Below are 24,177 nucleotides of genomic sequence, written 5' to 3' on the forward strand. Positions count from 1 at the left end.
TTAATTTTTAAAATTAAAGTATTTCTTTTTTACTGTTTATTAAAATTTATTTAAAATCTTAATCTTCAAATTCTTCTCTCAGAATACGTTTCACCTCTTCAATAGTTTCTTCTTCAAGGTCAACCATATTTAAAAGACTTTCAGTTTCTTTATCCAATACTGATTTTGCAGTCGTAAGTCCTACTTTCTTAAACTCATCCAAAATCCACTGCTCGATATCATCGTTAAATTCTTTCAATTCAACATCATCATCCTCGCTGGACTCTCTGTATACATCAATCTCATATCCTGTCAACCAAGAAGCCAGTCTGATATTCTGACCTTGTTTTCCGATCACTTTAGAAATTTCTTCAACAGGAGTATATACCAACGCATAGTTGGTCTCCTCATTGATTTCAATTTTGTTAATAGTAACATTTCCTAATGCTCTCTTCACCAAGATCTCAGGGTTTTTAGACCACTGAATAACATCGATGTTTTCATTTCTCAACTCTCTTACAACGCCATGAATTCTGGATCCTTTTACTCCAACACAAGCTCCTACCGGATCAATTCTGTCATCATAAGCATCTACTGCAATCTTCGCCTTTTCACCAGGAATTCTCACTACCTTTTTCAGGATAATTGTTCCGTCCTGGATCTCAGGAATTTCCAGCTCTAATAACTTCTCAAGGAACTTAGGTGCAGTTCTGGAAATAATAATCTGTGGTTTAGAACCTTTAAAATCTACTGTCTCAACAATAGCTCTGATATTCTCACCCTTTTTAAAGAAATCGGATGGGATCTGGTTTTCTTTCGGTAAAATAAATTCATTTCCTTCATCATCCAGCAGAATCACGTGCTTATGACGGATGTGGTGGATTTCCCCTACAACAATTTCACCAATTTTATCTCTGAACTGTTCGTACAGCATTGCATTATTGTGTTCCTGAAGTTTTGTAGCCAGAATCTGCTTAAGGGTAAGAATATTTCTTCTTCCCAACTGTGCAACAGGAATTTCCATTGTAAAGTCCTCACCTACTTCGAAGGTAGGATCAATCTTCTTTGCTTCAGAAATTTCAATTTCCAAATCATCATCTTCAGACATTTCGTCCTCTACAATTGTTTTATTTAAAAATATCTGAAAATCTCCTTTATCCGGGTTTACAATCACATCAAAATGATCATCTGAATCAAATCTCTTTCTTAAAAGAGTTTTCAGTGAATCTTCAATAATTGCCATAAGATCAATCTTACTGATCCCTTTTTCGTCTTTAAAATCACCAAAGGATTCAATCAACGCTATATTATCCATCTATTCTTTTTTCTTTTTAAAATTTAATTACTACTAATGCTTTTTTGATCTCAGGATAAGAAATTTCTTTCTCCTCCTCCACATCTACTTTTCCTTTTCCGATATCTTTCGGTTTCCGGTAACGTAGAACAAGTGTGATCTTCTCATCGTCTACTTTTGACAATTCTCCTTCAATTTTAGAAGAATCCTCCAGCATCACCTCAATCTCTCTTCCAATGTTTTTACTGAACTGTCTTGGTGTGGATAATGGCTCGCTCAGTCCTGCAGACATCACCTGAAGGCTGAAGTCATGCTCTTCGCGATCCATATTGAATTCAATTGCGCGGCTTGCATCAAGACAATCCTGCAAAGAAACTCCGTTATCACCATCCAAAATCACTGTAATATCATCCCCTGCAGAAATTTTAAGATCAATAAGAAACAGATCTTTTCTGGTCTCAAGGAATTCATTTAATAATTCTTCAATTCTTTTTCTAAACTCCATATATTTTTATCTTGATTTACAGTACGAAAAAAGGCTTTCTTCCGAAGCCTTCCCATTTTTTCCGTAAATCCATTGCAAATATAAGCTTTTTTTCTAAAAATGCAAAATAATCTTAAGTATCAAGTAAATAGCGCCAGATTCATTTACAATAAATTAAAAGAATATGTCAGAAGATTTTTATTACTTTTGTCTTAGAATTTAAAAACAGACATTTTGAATATAACGATTGTAGGAACAGGTTATGTAGGTTTGGTTACAGGAACCACTCTGGCAGAACTTGGCAATTCAGTATACTGTGTTGATATTGATGAAAAAAAAGTAGAAGGTATGAAAAACGGCATAGTTCCCATCTATGAGCCGAACCTTGAAGAAATGTTTTTAAGAAACATTCAGTCTGAAAGATTATTTTTCACGACCAACCTTAAAGAAGCTTTAGACAAAAGCGAAGTGATTTATCTGGCATTACCTACTCCTCCGGGAGAAGACGGATCTGCAGATCTGTCTTATGTACTTCAGGTAGCTGATAATATTGGCGAAATGATAACAGGATACAAAGTCATTGTCAATAAAAGTACGGTTCCTGTAGGAACTGCAGACAGAGTAAGAGAAACCATCTCAGCAAAAACAAATATCCCTTTTGATGTTGTTTCAAATCCCGAATTTTTAAGAGAAGGATTTGCGGTTGAAGATTCAATGAATCCCTCAAGAGTAGTGGTTGGTGCAAGTTCGGAAAGAGCCAAAGACATCATGTCTAAAATATACCAGCCTTTTACCAATACCGGAATTCCCATCATTTTCATGGATGAGAAATCCTCAGAACTTACAAAATATGCCGCGAATTCATTTCTGGCAGTAAAAATTACCTTTATGAATGAGATTGCGAACTATTGTGAAAAAGTGGGCGCAGATGTAGATAAGGTAAGACTGGGAATGGGTAGTGATGACAGAATCGGACACAGATTCTTATTCCCGGGAATCGGATATGGAGGTAGCTGCTTTCCTAAAGACGTAAAAGCGCTTATAAAATCCGGAAAGCAGGAAGATTTTAATTTTCAGATCCTTGAAGCTACGGAAAATGTAAATACAGCCCAGAAGGTAATCTTAGTATCTGAAATTGAAAAATATTTCGGAGGAAATATTGAAGGAAAGAAAATTGCTATGTGGGGGCTTGCCTTCAAAGCCAATACGGATGATATCAGAGAAGCCTCATCATTAGACAACATCGCTCTTCTATTGGAGAAAGGTGCAGAGGTAATAGCCTATGACGCTGTTGCAGAAAGTAATGTTCAGAAGCTTTTAGGCGACAAAATACAATACGCCAAAGGAATGTATGATGCACTCGAAGATGTAGATGCACTGTTTATTGCTACAGAATGGCCGGAGTTTAAAAATCCTAATTTTGAACTGATGGCTAAAAAGATGAAAAACAAAGTCATTTTTGACGGCAGAAATATGTACCCGCTGGAAATCCCTGAACAGAACGGATTTCATTATAAAAGTATAGGAAGAAAGACCATCACAAAATAAATCAATGAAAAATATTATCATTACAGGAGGTGCCGGATTCATCGGCTCCCATGTTGTAAGAGAGTTTGTAAAAAACAATCCGGATACTACGATCATCAATCTTGATGCTCTTACCTACGCCGGAAATCTGGAAAACTTAAAGGACATTGAAAATGAGCCGAATTATATTTTCGAAAAAGCAGATATTACAAAACCGGAAGAGCTTAGAAAAGTTTTCGAAAAATATAACCCGGATGCTGTTGTACATTTAGCAGCAGAAAGCCACGTAGACAGAAGTATTACAGATCCAATGGCATTTATCAATACAAATGTAAACGGAACCGCTAATCTTCTGAACCTTTGTAAGGAATTCTGGACATTAAATCCTGATCATACCCACGGCAGATTCCCGGATGAAAAAAGAGACAATCTTTTCTATCATATTTCCACGGATGAAGTATATGGAAGCTTAGGGGAAACAGGTTTCTTTTTAGAAACCACATCATACGACCCTCAATCTCCGTATTCAGCATCCAAAGCAGCTTCTGACCATTTGGTAAGAGCTTATGGAAATACCTATGGAATGCCTTTCATCGTATCGAACTGTTCCAACAACTACGGCCCGAATCATTTCCCTGAAAAGCTTATTCCTCTTTGTATTTCGAATATCATCAACGAGAAACCACTTCCTATTTACGGTGACGGAAAATATACCCGAGACTGGTTGTTTGTCATTGACCATGCCAAGGCGATTCATCAGATCTTTAAAGAAGCAAAAACCGGTGAGACTTACAATATCGGAGGATTCAACGAGTGGCAGAATATTGACCTTGTCAAAGAACTGATCAAACAAATGGATGCCAAACTGGAAAGACCGGAAGGTTATTCAGAAAAACTGATCACTTTTGTAAAAGACAGACCAGGTCACGACAAACGTTACGCTATTGATGCAACAAAACTGAATAAAGATTTAGGCTGGAAACCTTCAGTTACCTTTGAAGAAGGATTAGCAAAAACCATCGATTGGTATCTGGAAAATAAGGAATGGCTGGAGAATGTAACTTCCGGAAATTATCAGGATTATTACAGCAAACAATACAGCTAAATATATTATTTGAGATACAGAGCAATAGAACTCTTTATCTTCCACAGAAATTCAACTCACAACACAAAAGAAATAAGCGTCTTACGCACCAAAACATGAAAGGAATAATATTAGCCGGAGGTTCCGGAACAAGACTTTACCCTCTAACCATTGCAGTAAGCAAGCAGCTGATGCCTGTTTATGACAAACCTATGATTTACTATCCGCTTTCCACACTGCTTTTAGCAGGAATCAAGGATATTCTGATCATCACCACTCCACATGACCAGGAAGGTTTCATCAAACTTTTGGGCGACGGCTCGCAAATCGGCTGTAATATAGAATATGTTGTACAGCCAAGCCCTGATGGTTTAGCGCAAGCTTTTATTCTGGGTGAGCAATTTATTGGTAACGACCCCGCAGCACTGGTATTGGGAGATAATATTTTCTATGGTTCCGAAATGGGAACTTTATTGAAAAACAAAACCAATCCGCAGGGAGGAGTTGTTTTTGCTTACCACGTAGCAGACCCTGAAAGATATGGTGTAGTAGAATTCGACAAAAACCTGAAAGCTGTTTCCATTGAAGAAAAGCCTTTAAACCCTAAGTCAAACTACGCTGTTCCCGGCCTGTATTTTTATGATAACAATGTCGTTGAAATCGCTAAAAACATCAAGCCCTCTGCAAGAGGTGAGCTGGAAATCACAGACATCAACAATGTTTACTTAAGCAATGGAAAACTTGAAGTAGCTGTTCTTAACAGAGGAACGGCATGGCTGGACACAGGGACCTTTGATTCTCTTCATGACGCTTCAGAATTTGTAAGTGTTATCGAAAAAAGACAAGGATTTAAAATCGGCTGCATCGAAGAAATTGCATTCAGAAACAAATTCATTAATGAGGAGAAACTGCTTGAAACGGCTACCAAATATGGTAAAAGCGGATACGGTGAATACCTGAAACAACTTATCAGAAAATAACAATTATAATTTATAAAATTCATAGACTATTGGCTTTATGGCCAATAGTTTTTGCTCATGCCGACAAATATCAATATATTAGTTGTTGATTTTTAGTTTTATGGACTATGAAAATTTATAAACTAATACATACGGTAAGAATTAATTATTATAAATTTGCAAAAACTTACACAGATGAATGAACCACAACAAAAGTGGACAGAAACGATTGATGCTGATCATTCGTTATTTGACTTGAAGCTAAAAGAAGTCTGGAGATACAAAGATCTTGTTTATATGTTTGTAAAAAGAGATTTTGTATCCAGCTTTAAGCAGACTATTTTAGGTCCGATCTGGTTTTTTATCAATCCAATTCTAACGACGATTGTTTATTTAATTGTTTTCGGAAGAATTGCCAACCTTCCAACTGACGGAGCACCACCATTACTTTTCTACCTTGCAGGAGTGACCCTCTGGAATTATTTTTCAGCTTGTTTATTAGGAACATCTTCAACTTTTGTTGGTAATGCAAATATTTTCGGCAAAGTATATTTTCCAAGACTGGTTTCTCCTTTATCCATTGTAATTTCTAACCTGATGCGTTTTGGAGTACAGTTTCTCCTATTTATTATCGGTTGGGGTTATTATTTATCAAAAGGACAGATTCATCCTAATATCTGGATCTTAGCAACTCCCTTTTTAATTTTACTAATGGCATTATTTGCATTGGGAGTAGGAATGATATTTTCTGCGTTAACCACAAAATATAAAGATTTAAGTATGTTGTTGGGGTTTGGAGTGAGTCTGTATATGTATGCAACACCAGTTATTTATCCAACCTCAGCTTTACCGGGATTCTTTAAAAGCATTTCATTTTACAATCCTTTAACAGGGATTTTCGAATGTTTTAAATATGCCTGGCTTGGTGTTGGGGACTTTTCTCCAATAATGCTCACTATCAGTACATTTATCATCCTTATTTTATTGGTAACAGGTACTTTCATTTTCAACAAGGTGGAAAAATCCTTCATGGACACAGTTTAAAAATTTATTAACTTCCCCTAAACAATTTAAAAATGCTAGCTTTAAAAGCAGAAAATATATCAAAACAATACCGTCTCGGACAGGTCGGAACGGGTACCTTATCTCATGACTTAAACAGATTCTGGCACAAAGTAAGAGGAAAAGAAGATCCATATCTTAAAATTGGCGAGGTAAATGACAGAACAACCAAGGGAACTTCTGAGTACGTTTGGTCACTTCGGGATATCAATTTTGAGATTGAACAAGGAACTGCAGTAGGAATTATTGGGCGAAACGGGGCCGGAAAATCTACCCTGTTAAAACTTTTAAGTAAGGTAACAAAACCTACAACCGGTAAAATATACACCAACGGAAGAATTGCCTCTTTATTGGAAGTCGGAACCGGGTTTCATCCTGAAATGACAGGACGCGAAAATGTTTTTTTAAATGGAGCAATTCTTGGAATGACCCGTAAGGAAATTTCAAGAAAATTTGATGAGATCGTAGCTTTTTCAGGGGTAGAAAGATATATTGACACTCCGGTAAAAAGATATTCATCGGGAATGTATGTTCGTCTGGCTTTCGCTGTAGCAGCTCACTTGGAATCTGAAATTCTGATTGTAGATGAAGTATTGGCCGTGGGTGATGCAGATTTTCAAAAAAAATGCCTGGGAAAAATGAACGATGTAGCAAAAGGAGAAGGAAGAACCATTCTTTTTGTAAGTCATAATATGACTGCCGTAAAAGAACTTTGCAACAAAGGAATCCTTTTAAACCAAGGAACTTTGGCCTATGAAGGAGATATGCTAAATACAATTATAGAATATCAAAAAAGCAGTACAACAGCAAGTTCTTATTATTACAATGGAAATATTAATGAAGCTCTAGGAAATAATAACATCAGAATAAAAGAATTTTCTGTAAATCCTATTCATGGAGATCTCATTGATATTGATTCCGGAATTCATGTAAAGCTTGTTTTTCAGAATAATTGTGCTAATATCAATCTGGATGCTACTTTTGAACTAAGAAATTATGAAGAGCTTATTATCTTCCATGTAGGAAAACTTATTACTGAAAATAATAATTCCGAAACTGGGGATTATACAGTAGAATTTGATATTCCGGCAGGTTTAATTAATGCAGGAAATTACTATTTTAAATTAATTTTCGGAAAAAATCAAACTGAAGTATTATTTGCAGTCGACAGTATTGTAGGCTTTGAGGTTGAAAATGTAAAAGTGGGCAGCAAACTTCATCTGTATCCGGGAATTACAAGACCGAATTTTGATTATAAAGTACAGACTCCATGATTCCAAAAATAATAGAACTTCCAAAAATTTATGACAAAAGAGGAAATCTTTCCTTTTTTGAGCACCCCAATCAACTACCTTTTGAAATTAAAAGAACGTATTGGATTTATGATGTTCCGGGAGGGGAAACAAGAGGAAGTCACGCTTTTAAAGAACAGCAGGAGTTTATTATTGCTCTTTCGGGAAGTTTTGATGTAGTGATTCATAATGGTAAAGAAGAGCAGCGGTTTTCTTTAAACAGATCCTATTATGGATTATATATTCCGAAAATGTTTTGGCGGAAACTAGAGAATTTCTCTACCAATTCACTTGCTCTTATTGTTTCTGATCATACTTATAATCAGGATGATTACATCAGAGATTTTGAAGAATTTAAAAAGCTGGCAAATGAAAAATAAGCTTTCAGTATTTGATTGTAGTGTTATAGACCTTGGAAAAATAAGTTTTGATGAGGGTAATCTTACAGTGGTTGAAAACAATTCAAACTTCCCATTTGATGTTAAAAGAATATTTTATTTATACGACATTGCGGGTGGAGAAAGCCGTGGTGCACATTCTCATAAAGAATGTCATCAGTTTTTGATTGCAGCCAGCGGAAGTTTCGAGGTTTCACTGGATGATGGAAAGTTTAAAAGACAGGTTTTTCTGAACCGCCCGGATATTGGGCTTCACATTCCACCGGGAATTTGGGCTTCAGAAATTAATTTTTCATCAGGTGCAATTTGTCTGGTTCTGGCATCTCATCATTATAATGAGGAAGACTATGTCAGAGATTATGATACATTTTTAAAAATACAAAATGAAAAATAAAATTCATCCATTAGCCGATGTCCAAAGTGAAAACATAGGAGAAGCCACCATGATTTGGCAATTCTGCGTTGTTTTAAAAGGTGCTGAAATTGGTAAAAATTGCAATATAAACTGCAATGTTTTTATTGAAAATGACGTAAAAATAGGTGATAATGTAACAATTAAACCCGGCGTACAGGTTTGGGACGGGGTAACATTGGAGGACAATGTATTTATCGGTCCAAATGTAACTTTTACGAATGATCTTATTCCGCGTTCAAAACAATATCCTTTAGAATTCAGTAAAACACTGGTGAAAAAAGGTGCTTCAATTGGGGCCAACTCTACAATTATTGCTGGGAATGTAATCGGAGAAAATGCTTTGATCGGTGCCGGAAGTGTCATTACAAAAAATATTCCTTCAAATACAGTTTGGTATGGAAATCCTGCCAGACAAACTGGTTTTATAACTTTAGACGGAAAGATTTTAGACCTGAATATGAAAGACAAAGAAGGAAATTCCTATGAAATTCAAAATGATTAGAACGTTTTTCATTATGCTCCCTGTAAGTATTTTTGCATATAAAGTAATAGAAAAGCCTTTCAACAAAAAAATAAAAAATTTATTCTCATGATTAAGTTCCTCGATCTACAAAAAATTAATCTACAGCACCAAGAAGAAATTGAGGCAAAGCTCTTGCAGGTTTTCCGTTCCGGATGGTATCTTATGGGCAATGAACTGAATCTATTTGAGAAAAATCTTTCTCAATATATCGGAACAAAACACGCAATCGGTGTTGCCAATGGTTTAGATGCTCTTCGCCTTATCCTAAGAGGATATATCGAAATGGGATTAATGAAAGAAGGAGACGAAATTTTAGTTCCATCAAACACTTATATTGCTTCTATTTTAGCCATTTCTGATAATGGACTCGTACCCGTTTTGGTAGAACCAGATATTGCCAACTATAATATTGACGTATCAAAAATTGAAGAAAAAATCACTCCAAAAACAAAGGGTATTTTAATTGTGCATCTTTACGGAAGAGTTATTTTCTCTGAAGAATTGCAGCAATTGGCTCAAAAATATAATGTAAAAATCATTGAGGATAATGCTCAGGCTATTGGAGCAGAATGGGAAGGAAAAAAGACAGGAAATCTTGGTGATGCCTCTGGTTTTAGTTTCTATCCCGGAAAAAATTTAGGTGCTTTGGGCGATGCTGGCGCAATTACGACTAATGATGAAGAATTGGCAAAAACCATAAGAGCTTTGGCAAATTATGGTTCAAATAAAAAATATGTAAATATTTATCAAGGATTAAATTCCAGACTAGACGAAATTCAGGCTGCTGTTTTAGATATTAAGCTAAAATACATTGATGAAGAAAATGAGGTGAGAAGAAAGATCGCAAGACAATATATCAGCAAAATTTCAAATTCCAACATTATTCTTCCGGAAAACCCTGAAAATGAGAACGAGCATGTTTGGCATATTTTCCTTATCAGAACAGAAAAAAGAGACGAGCTTCAGGCCTATCTTACAGAAAATGGTGTTCAAACTTTGATTCATTATCCGATTCCTCCCCACAAACAGGAAGCTTATAAAGATTGGAATTCACAATCTTTTCCGATCAGTGAAAAGATTCATCAAGAAGTTTTAAGCCTGCCTATTTCTCCGGTAATGGAAAACGAGGAAATAGCTAAAGTTATTGAATTATTAAACAAATTCTAATGGAGAATCCGTTGGTAAGTTTTATTGTTGTTTCATACAAACACTCAGAATTTATCCCTGAGTGTTTAAATAGTATTAAAAATCAAACTTATAAAAACTGGGAACTCATTATTGCTGATGATGCTTCACCAGACAATTCTGTGGAGATCACAAAAAACTGGCTGAACGAAAACAACATTTCTGCAAAAACCAATTTTCATGAAACAAACATAGGATTCGCTGCAACACTTAATGAATGTATTGAGATGACTGAGGGAAAATATGTAAATATTATAGCCGCCGATGACTACCTTCATCCTTCATTTCTTGAAAAGTGTATAGCCTCTTTAGAAAAAAAGGGGAATGATTTCGGAATGATTTTTTCAAGCTGCTTTATCATCAAAGAAGATAAGACGTTAATTAATTATCTTGATGATTTGAGTTTTTATAAAGATGAAAATCAATTTAAAAGTACATTGAAAAAGATCAACCCTATCCCAGCTCTTGCTACATTGGTTAAAAGAACGGTCTTAATTGAGACAGGTCCTTACGATAAAAATATTCTTATCGAAGATTATGACAGATGGTTGAGAATTAATGAGAATTATTTTATTGATTTTATCCCTGAAAATCTTGCATATCATAGAAAGCATGGTGAAAACATTTCTAAAATAAAAGAAAGGATTGTTTTTGTGGAAGAAATACTTTTGAGGTTAAAATATGATCATAATCTTGAAAATAAGACAAAAATAAATAACGACATCAAAAAGATCTACATAACATCCACAGATAAAAAGGAAATCCTGAAAGTGTCTGAACAATATTCTCAATATAGAGGAAAAGAACGTTGGCTGAATCTATGCCTGAAATATAACCTGCCTGTAAAATTATATTATCTGAAATATAAATTTTTCTAAAATGCTTACAAACATAAAAAAAAATATCGCAAAAAAAATCATTACTCTTGTCGAGAATAATGATAAAAGGAAAAAACAGGAAAAATGGAATATTTTCATGTCCAAACCTAATATAAATATTCATCCAAGTTTTTCTCCAAAAGATGCAGATATTTTTAAAGGTGAAAATAATCAAATAGGAAATATTACAATTAGTGAAAATTTTTTATTGAGAGAATACTGCAATATTTTAGTTTTTCCGAATGCTGAGCTTAGAATTGGAAAAGGTGTTTTTTTCAACAATTATTGTTCTATTAATTGTTTAGATAAAATTGAAATTGGTAATGATACCATTTTTGGTGAAGGCGTAAGACTATACGATCATAATCATCTTATCGAAAAAGGTGAAAAACTTTTTGTAGAAAAAGAAAAATATATGACGTCTCCTATTAAAATTGGTAAAAATTGCTGGATTGGAAGCAATACTGTAATATTAAAAGGGGTTACTATCGGAGATAATTCCATTATTGGAGCCGGCTGTGTAATACACAAATCTGTTCCGGAAAACACAATTATGAAAAATAGCCAAAATTTAATTTCTCAAACCCTCTAAAATGAGTACAAAAAAAATATTATTTATTTCTCACGAAGCTTCTTTATCCGGTGCTCCCATTCTTGTTTTAGATTTAATAAAAAGATTAAAAAAAGAAAAAGAGAATTATCAGATCGATATTTTATTGATCAGAGGAGGAGAATTGTATGAAGAATTTGCAAAAGTAGCTAACAATATTGTTGTTGCTCATTATCATTTACAGTCTTTTTCGTTTTTAAAAAGAAATTTAAAAAGAGTTCAATCAATTGTTTTCAGAAAAAAAGAGACTCAACAAGACAAAATTGATAAAATTACTACCTCTCTTCTTGAAAACAAATACGATCTGGTGTATGGAAACACAATGGAATCATTGATTTGGACGCTTCCTTTTTATAAAAAAAATATTCCTACAATTGTTGCTATTCATGAGCTTAGTTTTGGGATTGAAAGTACTTACTCTAAAGAGTTTGTTTTGGAAAACATTTCAAACATCACCCAAATCATTGCAGGTTCGCAAGCTGTTGCCGACAATCTTATCAACAAGTACAATGCAGACCCTCAAAAAGTAACAGCAATACATTCTTTCGTAAACAATGTTCTCAATCTCCAGAAGGATAAAGAATTATTGAAAAAGGAACTGAATATTAAAAATGAAGAATTGATCGTTGGAATTGCGAGTTCTCAGGAATTAAGAAAAGGTACAGAGATGGTTCCTGTCTTGGTTCAGAAAATAAAACAGAAAACTGATCTTAATTTTAAATTTATCAACCTTGGAGGGACATCCAAAAGCGCTGCTGTACGATGTGCCAAACTGGATGCTGAAAAATTAGGGGTAGAAAAGGACATTATTTTTATCGATCATAACAAAACGCCAAATGATTATATAAATATTTTTGATGTTTTTCTTTTAATGTCCCGTGAAGATCCTTTCCCATTAGTTATGCTGACTGCTGCAAAGCTAAAAAAACCAATCGTAGCTTTTGAAAAAAGTGGTGGTGCCGTTGAATTTCTGGAAAACAATCATGGAGTACTTGTTCCCTATCTGGATATGGATGCCATGGCTGAAGAAACCGTTAAACTTATGCAGGATGCCAATCTAAGAGAAAGTTATGGCGAAAATATTTATCAGAGATTGGAAAACGAATATTCTGACAAGAAATTGGCAGGTAAAATTTTTACAATAATTGATAATTTGCTTTAAGATGATCTCCATCATAATCTCATCATACCTTCCTGACTATTTTTCTGCACTTAAAAAGAATATTGCAGAAACGATTGGTGTGTCTTATGAAATCATTAAAATAGACAATCCTGGATTGATGGGAATTTGTGAAGCTTATAACAAAGGTGCAGAAAAAGCTGGTTTTGATTATTTGCTTTTCATCCATGAAGACATCTTATTTAAAAATGAAGATTGGGGGAATACGCTTATAAATCATTTAAACCAGGAAAATACAGGAGTTATAGGACTTGCAGGATCATCCTACGTTCCTTCTGCTCCATCAAGCTGGACCGTTACAGAGAAGTATAATTTCGTAAATATTTTACAGGGAAATAAAGAGAACACCTTGTATTTTCCCATTCAAACAACGAGGGAAAACAGAAATAAAGTCTTTGCTGTTGACGGTGTTTTTCTGGGAATTAAAAAAGAAATATTTAATCAGTTTAAATTCAGCGAAAATCTATTGAAAGGATTCCATGGTTATGATCTTGATTTTAGCTTAAGAGTTTCTACAAAAAAACAGAACTATGTGGTTAACGATATCCTGATTCAACATTTTTCTGGCGGAAATCCGGATAAAAATTGGTTAGATGCCAATATCAAAGTAAGGGAAAGTATAAGATCTGATTTTCAAAAAGAAATCGACACCGAAGCTGAAAAGAAAATATTTTTAGGGTTTTTGCACAATTTTTTTAAATACTACCCTGTTAATAAAAAAAACCTATTTCTGACATTAAAATTTTATCCCAAAAAACTTAATTTTAATGAGCATTTGGAAATAGCAAAAAAATATTACGCCTATATAAGATACGCTGGAAGTATCAATAAAAAACACAACATAAAGAATTAAAATTTATCTAAAACTGTTTAATAAAATATGATCATAGGAAACGGACTTATTGCCAATTCATTAAAAAATATAGACTCAGAGGAAAATCTATTTTTCGCTTCTGGCGTTTCGAATTCTCTGGAAACGACAAGTTCAGAGTTTGAAAGAGAATTTACTCTGTTGGATAAATGTATTGAAAGTAATAGCAATCACAAATTAATTTATTTTTCTACTCTAAGCATTCATGATCAATCAAAACAGGACAGTCTTTACGTTTTACATAAAAAGGAAATTGAAAATTATATCAAAAATAAGTGTAAAAACTACCTGATTCTCAGAATCGGGAATATTGTAGGAAACGGAGGAAACCCAAATACATTATTCAATTTTCTTAAAAATCAGATTAAAAATTCAAATCAGTTTACAGTTCATACAAAGGCCAGAAGACTATTGCTGGATATAGATGATATTTCTAAATTTTTAGAGTCCTACTGCCTGCATCTTTCTAATAAAGTCATTAATTTTTCTTTCCCCTATAATTTTGATTTAAAAGAAATTATAGGTGCTATTGAAAAAGAAACCCATCAAAAAGCCTATTATTCAGAAGTAAACGAAGGAGACTTCTACAGAGTAGATTTTGATAAAGAAATTCACGACTTCTTTTCAGGTATCAGTCCTGAAAGTTATCTGGAAACGTTAACCCGAAAGTATATTTAAAATGGCGGCTATTCATGTAATCATTGTTACTTATAATGCCATGAAGTGGGCAGAAAGATGTTTTTCAAGTTTAAGAACCTCTTCAGTTCCTGTAAAATGTTTTGTAATAGATAACGGATCCACAGACGGCACTCAGGAATATATCAAAAAGTATTTTCCTGAAGTAGACTTCACTCAGTCTCCACAAAATCTAGGTTTTGGAAAAGCGAATAATACAGGGATAGAAAAAGCGTATAAAGAAGGAGCCGATTTTTTCTACCTGATGAATCAGGATGCGTGGATTTATCCGGACAGCTTTCAAAAACTATTGGATGTCTACAACGCGTACCCAGACAAAAATCAGCTGGGAATTTTAAGTCCGATACATATGGATGGCAGCGAGAAAAAGCTCGATATTTTTTTCGAACGTTATCTGGCAAGAAATACTCCGGATAACAGAATATTTTCAGACAGCTTTAACAATAGTCTGAAAGATTATTATGAAATCGATTTTGTGAATGCCGCTCACTGGCTGCTTCCCAAAGCAACCATTGAAGAAATCGGGGGCTTTAATCCTTACTTCTTTCATTATTCTGAAGATTATGAATATGTACAACGTATTTCTTTTTTCAGGAAAAAAATCATCGTATGCCCGCCCAGCAGAGTTGTACATGATGGCAAACAGGATTTCCATAAAACCAGCCATATCAATGCTCTGAGAGTGCAGCGGGAACAACGCTATCTGAATCCGGTGCTCGCGTTTGATTCCAAAATATTGAACAGAGATTTCATTCCTAAAATAATAAAGCAGGCTCTCCAATTGCAGTTTTCTGCTGCTTCCAATACTTTGAAAGAATATCAATATCAGAAAGCCAGATTTAATGAAATCATAAACGCAAGAACCATCATTAAAAATAAAGGTGCTGCTTTTCTCAATATATTGAAGTAATCCCACTGATTAAATATTAATTCAAATTGACACAAATGAACAGAGCCAGTCTTATTAACAACACAATACAAAAGGGAAATCTTAAATATAATCCCCAGGAATTAATAAATTTGATATCTAAAGAGATTCTTCCATCTTTTATTAACAGATTTCATTACTAAATCAATGAAGCCAGAAATATCGGTCATCATGCTCACCTATAATCACGCCCCTTATTTAAAGGAGGCTATTGAAGGTGTGCTCTCCCAAAAAACAGACTTTCCGTTTGAGTTGATTATTTGCAATGATAATTCACCGGATGATTCTGACAGTATTATTTCAGAATTTGCAACGCAATACCCGGATATCATCCGGTATTTTAATCATAAAGCCAATATCGGTTTTGTGGAAAACCAAAGATTTGCATTCGCACAGGCTAAAGGAAAATATTTGGCCTACTGTGAAGGGGATGATTACTGGACTGACCCGCAAAAGCTACAGTTTCAGTATGATTTCCTTGAGAACAATTCAGAATATGTCATGGTGACCGCCAGAAATTTACTGTTCCATCAGGATGAAAATAAACTGACAGACGATGGAAAAGACTCCATGTTCAACGGACAGAAATATATTGATTATACCCAGGACAGCTTTTTTGTACAGCGCCCTACCCAAACTTTTACTTATCTGATCAGAAAAGACTGGATTGATGAGAAATGGATTGACATTTATCCCAATTACAGGGATCTTTATTATTTTTATCATGCCCTTGAATTTGGAAAAGGCAGAAGCTTTAATAAAGTAGTGGGCGTTTACCGGCTTCATAGCGGCGGCGTTTACAGTTCATTAGAAACAGAAAAACAATACCGCACTTCTATTGATATTTTTAAAAATATTAAAAGGATTAATAATGATCAGAGAGCAGACCAGCAGATAGTGAAAACCCTGGATCAGCTCATCAATAAATATTATTACGAAAAGGAGTTTGTTTCTCCTTTATGGAACAGAAAGCTTTATGCAGCCATCTTTGAACGCTTTTCCATTTCCAAAAATATCGGAACGGGAATAAGCCAGCTACTAAAAATTATAAAATATACTTTCACCAGATAATCAATATCTACAATGGCTGATATTGATGATGAGTATCCGACAAAATAAAATCATAGTTATCAGATCCTTGTACACAGATGGTTCAGAACCCAGCAGATTCAATAGTTGTGAGAACAGCCGATATAAACCGATCGAACTTTCCTCAATTTATTGTAATTTAGCTTTACTAAATGATAAAATTAATGATGAAAAATAAAAGCATATGTGCGGAATAGCCGGAATTATAAGCAATAATGCAGCAAATTATCAGGAGGAAATCAAAAAAATGACAGACTCTCTGGTTCATCGCGGACCCGATTCTTCAGACTTTGAATTCTATGATAATGCAATATTAGGCCACCGCAGACTTTCCATTATAGACTTGTCCGAAAACGGGAAACAGCCTATGTTCTCCAATACAAAAAATGAATGTATTGTCCTTAACGGTGAAATCTATGGATACCAGGATATTAAGAGACAATATGCAGAATATCCTTACCATGGAGGTTCCGACACAGAAGTCATTCTTGCGATGTATCAGAGAAAGCAGCAGAACCTCATCCATGATCTTCCGGGAATGTTTGCTTTTGCCATCTGGGATGACCGTGAACAGCAATTGTTCTGTGCAAGAGACCGTTTTGGTGAAAAGCCATTCTATTATGCCATCGGAAATAATAATGAATTTATTTTTGCTTCAGAGATCAAAGCGATTCTTGCATCCGGATTAATCCGTCCTAAGGTAAATCCTGAAGCCATTTCCAACTATCTCCAATATGGATATGTAAGCACCTATCAGAGCATTTACAGCAATATATATACTTTACCACCCGCTCATCAGCTAATCTGGAAAGAGGGAAAGGTGATTGTTTCACGGTATTACAGCCTGCCGTCAAAAGACAGGGTGATCAGCCTCTCTGATGCTAAGGAGGAGTTTCTGTACCTTCTGAAAAATGCTGTTAAAAAACAGCTTATTGCAGATGTGCAGGTTGGCAGTTTTCTGAGCGGCGGCCTGGATTCTTCATCTATAGTTGCTCTTGTGGATGAGTTCTTACCCCATCAGACGACAATCAGTTTCGGTTATGACCATAAAGACAGCGAGCTCAAATATGCCAAAGAAATCGCAGATAAATACAACACCAATCATATAGAAGTTCATGAGCAAAAAAAAGATCTGGCTGAATCATTACTGCATGTTTCTCCTTTCTTTGACGAACCTTTTGCTGATACCTCTTACCTTCCACATTATGAGATCTGTAAAAATGCAAGAAAAAATCTGACTGTAGCCCTTTCAGGCGATGTTGGAGACGAGCTGTTCGGCGGATATCATTTTTATACGGTAGAAAATATGATGAAAAATCATTTCAGTTATAAAAATCTAATCGCCAGATTCGGCCTTAACCTTTACAAAAAAGCAAAGACGGTTTCGTTCGTAACCCAACAGAATTTAAAGTACGACTCCATTCTGGATTTTCATCTGAATTCCGTCAGAAATGTTTTTAATAAATCGGAACGTGCCCTTTTGGGATGTTCACAGGATTATCAGCAGGGATACAGTTTTACTCCGAATCCTGATTTGTTGAATGACATCATGAGAGTGGATCTGGAAAATTATGTCCCTGGAAATATGATGGTCAAATCAGACAGAATGGCGATGGCTAATTCATTAGAAGTAAGAACTCCTTTTCTTGATATTGATTTTGCAGAATTCTGTATTCAGCTTCCTGATCAGCTGAAAATTACCGGTGAAAACGATAAAATTATCCTTCGTGAATCCATGAATAATTATTGGACAGATACAATCAGAAAACGTCACAAGCAAGGTTTCGGACACAGTGTTAAGAACTGGTTTAATGAAGAAAACCTTATTAAGCTCTCCGACGATCTTCTAAGAGATTCGTCTCAAAAGGTTTTTAACTATATTGATTTTGATACTACCCAAAAATTTCTGAACAAAGACCATAAGCACTGGAATTTATTGCAGCTTGCTCTTTGGGCTCATAATAATAAATATGTTCTCTGATGCTTGATATTTCTGTCATTATCCCTGTATATAATGCTGCTGATTTTCTAAAAAAATCAGTACAGTCAGCCCTGCAATTTGAAGAAGTGAAGGAAGTTATTTTAGTTGAGGATAAATCTTCTGATCATTCATTGGAAATTTGTAAAGAATTAGCTGGCGAAGATCAAAGAGTTCATTTGCTACAGCACCCTGACAAAGGAAACCATGGTGCTGCTGCTTCAAGAAATCTGGGTATTGAAAAGGCCGCCTCAAGCTTCATTACATTCCTGGATGCTGATGATTATTATCTTCCCAATAGGTTTGATGCGGAGAAAGAGCTTTTTAAAGAACAACAGGTAGACGGGATCTTCAATGCCATAGGGGTTGAATATCTCACTGAAAAAGGGAAAAAGGAATTTCAGTCTAAATTCAGTGACAATACATTGACAACAGTAAACTATCCGGCAGAAGGAAAAGAAGTATTCAGAGGGCTTCTCGGGCTTACACCGAAAACTTTCGGTACATTCTTTCATTTGAATGGACTAACCGTCAGAAAATCTGCCCTGGATCAGAATAAGCTAAGGTTTAATAATATTCTCCGCGTACATCAGGACTCTGATTTTATCATTAAACTGGCTTATCACTGCTATCTGAAATCAGGTATTATAAACCAGGCCGTTGCGATAAGGGGAATACATGATGATAACAGAATTACCAAGATTGTCCGATACTCGCCACAGTATAACAGCAGACAATTCCTTTTCTGGAATTCCTTATACGAGTGGTCCCTATCTGTGCCCCTGGATAAAGATGCTGCAAATCAACTTTATTTACGGAAAAAAGCATTTGAACTTTCGGAGAAAAAAGGAATTTCTAAAATGATGAGTCTATTGGCTGCTATTCTAAAAAATCCAGATATTCTGAAAACACAATACCGCTTTACGTACATGCACTCATGAAGCTTAATGACCTAAAGAAATATTTTTCAGAAAATTAAAAGCAGAAGGATATTCAATATTCCTTTTATATTTAAAATACTTGTGGTGTCCGCATTTCTATTTCATTTTGCAGAAAAAAGATAACCCATTACTTAAAAATAAAATTAAAAGCTTAAATTCTCCCGGTAAGAAGATAATGCATAAACACAATATAATTTCCAATTGAAAAAATGAAAATCTCAGTCATCATTCCCGTTTATAATGCAGAAAAATATGTCTCCCAAGCAGTAGAATCTGCGCTTCAATTTGATGAAGTTCATGAGGTTATTCTAGTGGAAGACAAGTCTCCTGACAACGCTTTGCAGGTCTGTCAGCAACTCGCTGAAAAATACAGCAGAGTTCAGCTTTATCAACACCCCGACAAAGGCAATCATGGTGCAGGCCCTACCAGAAATCTTGGGATAGAAAAGGCTACCGGTGATTTCATTGCCTTTCTGGATGCTGATGACTATTACCTTCCCAACAGATTTGATGCTGAAAGGGAATTATTTAAAAATCCCGAAGTACAAGGCGTTTATGGTGCATTGGGTGTACATTATTACTCGGAAAAGGCAAAAGAACAGTATTATAGACTTTTCCAGGATCGCTTAACTACGGTGTACAAAATTCATGAGCCTAAAGAGGTATTTCCGGGGCAAATGAATATGTTGGGCAGCTTTGGTTTATTTAGTATTGATACTTTAACGATCAGGAAAGAACCTTTACTTCGCAAGATGAATCCTTTATTCAAAACAAATTTAAGATTGCATCAGGATACTGAATTTTTATTCCGTTTATCCTATTATCTTGATCTTTATCCGGGTATTTTAGACAAAGCGGTTGCAGTAAGAGGTGTACATGAAGACAACAGGATTACAAAGGTAGAATCCAAGAAAATAAAACCTGCCACAACAAGAGTTTTGCTTTGGAAAGAGGTGAAAGACTGGTCTGAAAACGAAAGTACGATTCCCGCTCATATGAAACTTCATATTAAAAGAATGCACCGTAGTTTTGAAATTGCCAATGCTCCCCTCCTCAAAAAGTGGAATATGATTTTAAAGTATCTTGTCACAGATTATCCAAGCATCCGTTCCGGCTTGTATAATATTAATTTCAGGAAATACTTATTCTGATCCGGATCTGAGAGATTATGCTGCGCTACATTCAGGACATTGTACTTATCTTTTTGTTTTAGACAGAATAGAATCTGCTATTTGTGTGGTAAATACTTTTCCGGATTCTTTATACATATGATTTCCATCTGTGTATTGATATTCCCTGGCTTTGGAAGAGAAATCAAAGAAATAAACGCCATATTTTTTGGAGATATCTTCCATTTTTTCATTAAAATTGGGTGAATAAGACTGTTCCAGTGCTAACAATTTTTCTGAAGCAGGAATTCTTACCAGATAAACAGTTCCTTTACTTTTAAGAAATTTGATAATATCTTCTAAGGCATTAATCCTGGCTTGGGAAATATTCTGTTTCTGAGTTAATTGTTTGTAGAAATTTACTTTCTCAATTTCTCTTTTCGCTACAGAATCTTTTTGCATGTTCACCGTTACTTCCATCCAACCATCTTTATGCAGATAGGTGCTTGATCTTCCTGCTTCTTCTCTCTCAGTGTAAATCTTAAACCAACTTCGAACGTAATTTCTCAGCAGATATTCATAATTCGGAGAGAGATCATAAAAATACATATTCTTCAACGGAGAATGATTTTCCGGAAAGTCTTCTTCTTTTTTCACATTTTTATCCAAGGATAGATTCCATGGATCTACAGTGATAATAAATAATCCGTTTTTGGTTTCCGGGTCCAGCTTTCTTTGTAATGCCTTATAATAAATTTGTCCGTACGGAGACTGTACAACGTTCAATGCAAAATTATCAAAGTCTCTTCCCAATTTTTGATTTAAAAGCCGGGGAAGAACTGCCTGAGCTCCTCTTGAATCTCCCAGAATAATATTCTGTGGTTTTTTTACTGCGAAATGCATATAGTTATCATCTGTATTTCCATCCGCAAACGACCCCAAAACTCCAAATATGAGCAGAATTCCGATGATATAAAATGATATTTTAAATAAAAACTTTTTCATATTAAAACTGAAAATAAATAAATTCATTATTCCCGAAATTGGCATACCGGAGAATGATATAGATGATTATTCCGTAAAGAATGCGACGAACCCACGGATTGAATCTTCTTATCTGCAGCCCGTGGAATTGTTCCCTGTTAATCCATTCTATAATCAGCATACAGCCGGACAAAGCAAAAACTTTCACTGGTATCTGAGCTGGAAAGGAGAACAGTTCCACGCTGAAGATACGTTTGATATACTCAAATGCCTGAAGTACAGATTCTGACCTGAAAAATATCCAGGCGATACAGGTAGCAGAAAAGGTAATCAGTATCTGCAGGATTTCCTTAAAAGATGGAAACCATTTTCCCTGTGCTGCAACTTCTATATTGGTTCTGTTTTTCTCCATAATCAGCAGTGGCATAAAGAATAAGGCATTAAGGCCACCCCAGATTATAAACGTCCAGTTGGCACCATGCCAGAATCCGGATACAAGAAAAATGATAAATGTATTTCTTATTTTCATGACCAGGCCTCCTTTACTACCTCCTAATGGAATATAAAGATAATCCCTGAACCAGGAAGACAATGAAATATGCCATCTTCTCCAAAACTCAGCAATATCTCTGGAGAAATAAGGGAAGGCAAAATTCTTGAGAAGTTCTATTCCAAACAGCCTTGAAACTCCTAATGCAATATCTGAATACCCTGAAAAATCCCCATAAATCTGGAAAGCAAACAAAACAGCTCCGATTAAAAGATTGGCAGGACTTTCTGTTTGGTAATGGGTAAAAATCTCGTTCACTAATGGTGCACAATTATCAGCAATCACCATCTTTTTGAAGAAACCCCAAAGAATCTGACGCATCCCGTCTGCGGCCTGCTCGTAGCTGAATGTTCTTTTTTTCTGAATCTGGGGTAACAGATGGGTCGCCCTTTCTATAGGTCCTGCCACCAGCAAGGGAAAATAACTTACAAAAACTGCATAGTCAATAAAACTGCGTTCAGCACGGATCCTCTTCTTATAAACATCAATTACATAAGATAGCCCATGGAAAGTGTAAAATGAAATCCCCACCGGCAGAATCACATTCAGCAGCCAGATATTCACCTTAAATCCCATACCACCGAGGAGGTCTGCAAAACTTTCAATAAAAAAATTATAGTATTTAAAAAATCCCAGAAATCCCAGGTTGATCACAATACTTAAAGTAAGCCAGAATTTTGCTTCACGTTTATTCCTGCTATTTTCGATCTTAATACCTGAAAAATAATCCAAACCAATCGAAAACATCAGTAAAAACAGAAATCTCCAATCCCAGCACGCATAGAAATAAAAGCTTGCCAATAGCAAAAGCTTATTTTGATTCTGATATTTCTTATTAAAAACAAACCAGTATAAACAGAATACTATAGGTAAAAAAATAAGAAATCCTATTGAATTGAATAACATAATGTGTTTTTAAAAGTTATGAGATACAGGACCCTGAAACTATGGATTTCTTCCGGAAATAAATATACATTTCTTTTTCATATAGCTGCCTGACAGTTTTTAGAGAAATACACTTATTTCTGCTTGACCGGAAAATATACGGAATGGTAAATTTTGATTTCATAATTGTGTGTAGGTATGTTGATGTAAATTAATACATTTTTATCTTATTCGTATCTTTTTCAGAGAGTTTCTTAAAGGTTTTTCTATAAACTGATAAAACAAAACTGAAGTACAGGTTAAAACAATAATATAGATCCCAAATACCTTATCGATCCCTATGTTACGGCCGCTCCATTGTATGGCTTCCCTCAATATATATAACACGGGAATATGGGTAATATAAACGGCATAACTCGCTTCTCCCAGATATTCCAGTTGTTTTAAAGAAAAAAATCTGGTAATCAGTCCGTTATTTTTGGATATGAGAACAATAAAAGGGATAAACAATATAGCCATTAAGCCATTGTGATAGAAAAGAGGAATAAAAATAAGTGACAATATGATAAGGATGAAAATGATCACTACAGGTACATCATAATTCTTACGCCTATGATTGTTCACAAAAAATATTCCAGCCAGATTTCCTGCTAAAAATTCGTTGATATGCATTAAAGGAAAATAGTAAAGCAGTTCATGACTTTGCGTATGCGGGCCTTCATAATAAGATGATTCCACATAAAGCCCCGAAAATATCTGTGTAATGATCCAGATAATGACGGTAATCAACCAAATACTTTTATTCCCTTTGACATAGAAATAATTATAAAGAACAGGAAAAATCAAATAAAATAAAAATTCTACAGAAATAGACCAACCTGGAAAATTCAGGATCATTGCTTCTCCCGGAATCCAGCTCTGAAGGCCAAACAGATATAAAAAGGCTTTATAAAAACTGAAATTGGAAGACCTTGTTACCAGATAAAGCAAAAGACCCAATACATAAAGCGGATAAATTCTTGCGAACCTGTTTTTGTAATAATCAAAATAATGTATCCTTTCTTTCTTATGATAGGCTACCACCATGATAAATCCCGAAAGTATAAAGAAATAACTTACTCCTACATTAGCCTTCAGAAAAACATTTGAAATGTAATCTATATTGTAGAGGAACATATCTTTGTTAAAATGGGAAATGACAATAGCCATTGCCGCAATAAACCGTGTAAACGTAATCTGAGGTATTTTCATAAGAACGGTCTAAACAGACGTATTA

General features: G+C 34.9%; 24 protein-coding genes. 19 read left to right on the forward strand and 5 right to left on the reverse strand.

The window, feature by feature from the left end:
* Nucleotides 1-58: 58 nt before the first annotated feature.
* Complete coding sequence (gene nusA / locus LIV57_RS00910; RefSeq protein WP_002982960.1) at nucleotides 59-1,294, reverse strand: transcription termination factor NusA; 1,236 nt, start codon at nucleotides 1,292-1,294, stop codon at nucleotides 59-61.
* 16 nt (nucleotides 1,295-1,310) lie between these two features.
* Nucleotides 1,311-1,778 carry a ribosome assembly cofactor RimP gene (gene rimP / locus LIV57_RS00915; RefSeq protein WP_034691441.1) on the reverse strand — a complete coding sequence of 156 codons (468 nt, stop codon included), beginning with the start codon at nucleotides 1,776-1,778 and terminating at the stop codon, nucleotides 1,311-1,313.
* A 213-nt stretch (nucleotides 1,779-1,991) separates the two neighbouring features.
* Between rimP and LIV57_RS00920 the strand changes: the two genes are divergently transcribed.
* The 19 genes from LIV57_RS00920 to LIV57_RS01010 all read left to right on the forward strand — a co-directional run bounded on the left by LIV57_RS00920 (nucleotide 1,992) and on the right by LIV57_RS01010 (nucleotide 20,524).
* Entirely contained in the window at nucleotides 1,992-3,305 is a 1,314-nt protein-coding gene (locus LIV57_RS00920) for a UDP-glucose dehydrogenase family protein (RefSeq protein WP_227941056.1), read from the forward strand.
* Between the two features lie 4 nt (nucleotides 3,306-3,309).
* On the forward strand, nucleotides 3,310-4,389 hold the full coding sequence (gene rfbB, locus LIV57_RS00925) for a dTDP-glucose 4,6-dehydratase (protein WP_227941057.1): 1,080 nt from the start codon (nucleotides 3,310-3,312) through the stop codon (nucleotides 4,387-4,389).
* 95 nt (nucleotides 4,390-4,484) lie between these two features.
* A complete protein-coding gene (rfbA, locus tag LIV57_RS00930; RefSeq protein ID WP_227941058.1) occupies nucleotides 4,485-5,348 on the forward strand; it encodes a glucose-1-phosphate thymidylyltransferase RfbA in 864 nt (287 codons plus the stop codon).
* A 174-nt stretch (nucleotides 5,349-5,522) separates the two neighbouring features.
* Entirely contained in the window at nucleotides 5,523-6,371 is an 849-nt protein-coding gene (locus tag LIV57_RS00935) for an ABC transporter permease (RefSeq protein WP_110008470.1), read from the forward strand.
* 32 nt (nucleotides 6,372-6,403) lie between these two features.
* The gene (locus LIV57_RS00940) at nucleotides 6,404-7,663 is read left to right on the forward strand and encodes an ABC transporter ATP-binding protein (RefSeq protein ID WP_227941059.1); all 1,260 of its coding nucleotides are present in this window, start codon (nucleotides 6,404-6,406) and stop codon (nucleotides 7,661-7,663) included.
* Nucleotides 7,660-8,061, forward strand: a complete 402-nt coding sequence (locus tag LIV57_RS00945) for a sugar 3,4-ketoisomerase (protein WP_227941060.1) — start codon at nucleotides 7,660-7,662, stop codon at nucleotides 8,059-8,061. The genes LIV57_RS00940 and LIV57_RS00945 overlap by 4 nt, the downstream gene beginning before the upstream one ends.
* Nucleotides 8,051-8,473 (forward strand): sugar 3,4-ketoisomerase, encoded by a 423-nt coding sequence (locus tag LIV57_RS00950; RefSeq protein WP_227941061.1) that lies wholly within the window; start codon nucleotides 8,051-8,053, stop codon nucleotides 8,471-8,473. Before LIV57_RS00945 ends, LIV57_RS00950 begins: the two co-directional genes overlap by 11 nt.
* Nucleotides 8,463-8,996, forward strand: coding sequence for an N-acetyltransferase (locus LIV57_RS00955; RefSeq protein ID WP_227941062.1), 534 nt, complete (start codon nucleotides 8,463-8,465; stop codon nucleotides 8,994-8,996). The genes LIV57_RS00950 and LIV57_RS00955 overlap by 11 nt, the downstream gene beginning before the upstream one ends.
* An 87-nt stretch (nucleotides 8,997-9,083) precedes the next feature.
* Nucleotides 9,084-10,184 (forward strand): DegT/DnrJ/EryC1/StrS family aminotransferase, encoded by a 1,101-nt coding sequence (locus LIV57_RS00960; RefSeq protein WP_227941063.1) that lies wholly within the window; start codon nucleotides 9,084-9,086, stop codon nucleotides 10,182-10,184.
* Nucleotides 10,184-11,080 (forward strand): glycosyltransferase family 2 protein, encoded by an 897-nt coding sequence (locus tag LIV57_RS00965; protein ID WP_227941064.1) that lies wholly within the window; start codon nucleotides 10,184-10,186, stop codon nucleotides 11,078-11,080. The genes LIV57_RS00960 and LIV57_RS00965 overlap by 1 nt, the downstream gene beginning before the upstream one ends.
* 1 nt (nucleotide 11,081) lies before the next feature.
* Nucleotides 11,082-11,672, forward strand: a complete 591-nt coding sequence (locus LIV57_RS00970) for an acyltransferase (RefSeq protein WP_227941065.1) — start codon at nucleotides 11,082-11,084, stop codon at nucleotides 11,670-11,672.
* 1 nt (nucleotide 11,673) lies between these two features.
* A complete protein-coding gene (locus tag LIV57_RS00975) occupies nucleotides 11,674-12,852 on the forward strand; it encodes a glycosyltransferase family 4 protein (protein ID WP_227941066.1) in 1,179 nt (392 codons plus the stop codon).
* Nucleotide 12,853: 1 nt separating this feature from the next.
* On the forward strand, nucleotides 12,854-13,723 hold the full coding sequence (locus LIV57_RS00980) for a glycosyltransferase (protein WP_227941067.1): 870 nt from the start codon (nucleotides 12,854-12,856) through the stop codon (nucleotides 13,721-13,723).
* Between the two features lie 27 nt (nucleotides 13,724-13,750).
* Complete coding sequence (locus LIV57_RS00985; RefSeq protein WP_227941068.1) at nucleotides 13,751-14,419, forward strand: hypothetical protein; 669 nt, start codon at nucleotides 13,751-13,753, stop codon at nucleotides 14,417-14,419.
* 1 nt (nucleotide 14,420) lies between these two features.
* The gene (locus LIV57_RS00990) at nucleotides 14,421-15,347 is read left to right on the forward strand and encodes a glycosyltransferase family 2 protein (RefSeq protein WP_227941069.1); all 927 of its coding nucleotides are present in this window, start codon (nucleotides 14,421-14,423) and stop codon (nucleotides 15,345-15,347) included.
* A gap of 165 nt (nucleotides 15,348-15,512) precedes the next feature.
* Nucleotides 15,513-16,436 carry a glycosyltransferase family 2 protein gene (locus LIV57_RS00995; RefSeq protein WP_227941070.1) on the forward strand — a complete coding sequence of 308 codons (924 nt, stop codon included), beginning with the start codon at nucleotides 15,513-15,515 and terminating at the stop codon, nucleotides 16,434-16,436.
* A gap of 202 nt (nucleotides 16,437-16,638) precedes the next feature.
* Nucleotides 16,639-18,435, forward strand: a complete 1,797-nt coding sequence (asnB, locus tag LIV57_RS01000; RefSeq protein WP_227941071.1) for an asparagine synthase (glutamine-hydrolyzing) — start codon at nucleotides 16,639-16,641, stop codon at nucleotides 18,433-18,435.
* A complete protein-coding gene (locus tag LIV57_RS01005) occupies nucleotides 18,435-19,373 on the forward strand; it encodes a glycosyltransferase family 2 protein (protein WP_227941072.1) in 939 nt (312 codons plus the stop codon). Before asnB ends, LIV57_RS01005 begins: the two co-directional genes overlap by 1 nt.
* Before the next feature lie 209 nt (nucleotides 19,374-19,582).
* Nucleotides 19,583-20,524: a glycosyltransferase family 2 protein gene (locus LIV57_RS01010; RefSeq protein ID WP_227941073.1), complete on the forward strand. Its 942-nt coding sequence runs from the start codon at nucleotides 19,583-19,585 to the stop codon at nucleotides 20,522-20,524.
* A gap of 45 nt (nucleotides 20,525-20,569) precedes the next feature.
* On the opposite strand, the gene LIV57_RS01015 is transcribed toward LIV57_RS01010, so the two are convergent.
* The 3 genes from LIV57_RS01015 to LIV57_RS01025 all read right to left on the reverse strand — a co-directional run bounded on the left by LIV57_RS01015 (nucleotide 20,570) and on the right by LIV57_RS01025 (nucleotide 24,152).
* Nucleotides 20,570-21,487 (reverse strand): hypothetical protein, encoded by a 918-nt coding sequence (locus LIV57_RS01015; RefSeq protein ID WP_227941074.1) that lies wholly within the window; start codon nucleotides 21,485-21,487, stop codon nucleotides 20,570-20,572.
* A 1-nt stretch (nucleotide 21,488) separates the two neighbouring features.
* Nucleotides 21,489-22,922, reverse strand: a complete 1,434-nt coding sequence (locus tag LIV57_RS01020) for an MBOAT family O-acyltransferase (RefSeq protein ID WP_227941075.1) — start codon at nucleotides 22,920-22,922, stop codon at nucleotides 21,489-21,491.
* 201 nt (nucleotides 22,923-23,123) lie between these two features.
* Nucleotides 23,124-24,152 (reverse strand): acyltransferase family protein, encoded by a 1,029-nt coding sequence (locus LIV57_RS01025; protein ID WP_227941076.1) that lies wholly within the window; start codon nucleotides 24,150-24,152, stop codon nucleotides 23,124-23,126.
* Nucleotides 24,153-24,177 lie beyond the last annotated feature (25 nt).

The sequence above is a fragment of the Chryseobacterium sp. X308 genome (assembly GCF_020733145.1).
GTDB classification, from domain to species: domain Bacteria; phylum Bacteroidota; class Bacteroidia; order Flavobacteriales; family Weeksellaceae; genus Chryseobacterium; species Chryseobacterium cupriresistens.

What these genes read in the sequence shown, in the direction of transcription:
- nusA (WP_002982960.1), bottom strand. Translation starts at nt 1,294, where the DNA reads ATGGATAATATAGCGTTGATTGAATCCTTTGGTGATTTTAAAGACGAA.
- rimP (WP_034691441.1), bottom strand. Translation starts at nt 1,778, where the DNA reads ATGGAGTTTAGAAAAAGAATTGAAGAATTATTAAATGAATTCCTTGAG.
- rfbB (WP_227941057.1), top strand. Translation starts at nt 3,310, where the DNA reads ATGAAAAATATTATCATTACAGGAGGTGCCGGATTCATCGGCTCCCAT.
- rfbA (WP_227941058.1), top strand. Translation starts at nt 4,485, where the DNA reads ATGAAAGGAATAATATTAGCCGGAGGTTCCGGAACAAGACTTTACCCT.
- LIV57_RS00935 (WP_110008470.1), top strand. Translation starts at nt 5,523, where the DNA reads ATGAATGAACCACAACAAAAGTGGACAGAAACGATTGATGCTGATCAT.
- LIV57_RS00940 (WP_227941059.1), top strand. Translation starts at nt 6,404, where the DNA reads ATGCTAGCTTTAAAAGCAGAAAATATATCAAAACAATACCGTCTCGGA.
- LIV57_RS00945 (WP_227941060.1), top strand. Translation starts at nt 7,660, where the DNA reads ATGATTCCAAAAATAATAGAACTTCCAAAAATTTATGACAAAAGAGGA.
- LIV57_RS00950 (WP_227941061.1), top strand. Translation starts at nt 8,051, where the DNA reads ATGAAAAATAAGCTTTCAGTATTTGATTGTAGTGTTATAGACCTTGGA.
- LIV57_RS00955 (WP_227941062.1), top strand. Translation starts at nt 8,463, where the DNA reads ATGAAAAATAAAATTCATCCATTAGCCGATGTCCAAAGTGAAAACATA.
- LIV57_RS00960 (WP_227941063.1), top strand. Translation starts at nt 9,084, where the DNA reads ATGATTAAGTTCCTCGATCTACAAAAAATTAATCTACAGCACCAAGAA.
- LIV57_RS00965 (WP_227941064.1), top strand. Translation starts at nt 10,184, where the DNA reads ATGGAGAATCCGTTGGTAAGTTTTATTGTTGTTTCATACAAACACTCA.
- LIV57_RS00970 (WP_227941065.1), top strand. Translation starts at nt 11,082, where the DNA reads ATGCTTACAAACATAAAAAAAAATATCGCAAAAAAAATCATTACTCTT.
- LIV57_RS00975 (WP_227941066.1), top strand. Translation starts at nt 11,674, where the DNA reads ATGAGTACAAAAAAAATATTATTTATTTCTCACGAAGCTTCTTTATCC.
- LIV57_RS00980 (WP_227941067.1), top strand. Translation starts at nt 12,854, where the DNA reads ATGATCTCCATCATAATCTCATCATACCTTCCTGACTATTTTTCTGCA.
- LIV57_RS00985 (WP_227941068.1), top strand. Translation starts at nt 13,751, where the DNA reads ATGATCATAGGAAACGGACTTATTGCCAATTCATTAAAAAATATAGAC.
- LIV57_RS00990 (WP_227941069.1), top strand. Translation starts at nt 14,421, where the DNA reads ATGGCGGCTATTCATGTAATCATTGTTACTTATAATGCCATGAAGTGG.
- LIV57_RS00995 (WP_227941070.1), top strand. Translation starts at nt 15,513, where the DNA reads ATGAAGCCAGAAATATCGGTCATCATGCTCACCTATAATCACGCCCCT.
- asnB (WP_227941071.1), top strand. Translation starts at nt 16,639, where the DNA reads ATGTGCGGAATAGCCGGAATTATAAGCAATAATGCAGCAAATTATCAG.
- LIV57_RS01005 (WP_227941072.1), top strand. Translation starts at nt 18,435, where the DNA reads ATGCTTGATATTTCTGTCATTATCCCTGTATATAATGCTGCTGATTTT.
- LIV57_RS01010 (WP_227941073.1), top strand. Translation starts at nt 19,583, where the DNA reads ATGAAAATCTCAGTCATCATTCCCGTTTATAATGCAGAAAAATATGTC.
- LIV57_RS01015 (WP_227941074.1), bottom strand. Translation starts at nt 21,487, where the DNA reads ATGAAAAAGTTTTTATTTAAAATATCATTTTATATCATCGGAATTCTG.
- LIV57_RS01020 (WP_227941075.1), bottom strand. Translation starts at nt 22,922, where the DNA reads ATGTTATTCAATTCAATAGGATTTCTTATTTTTTTACCTATAGTATTC.
- LIV57_RS01025 (WP_227941076.1), bottom strand. Translation starts at nt 24,152, where the DNA reads ATGAAAATACCTCAGATTACGTTTACACGGTTTATTGCGGCAATGGCT.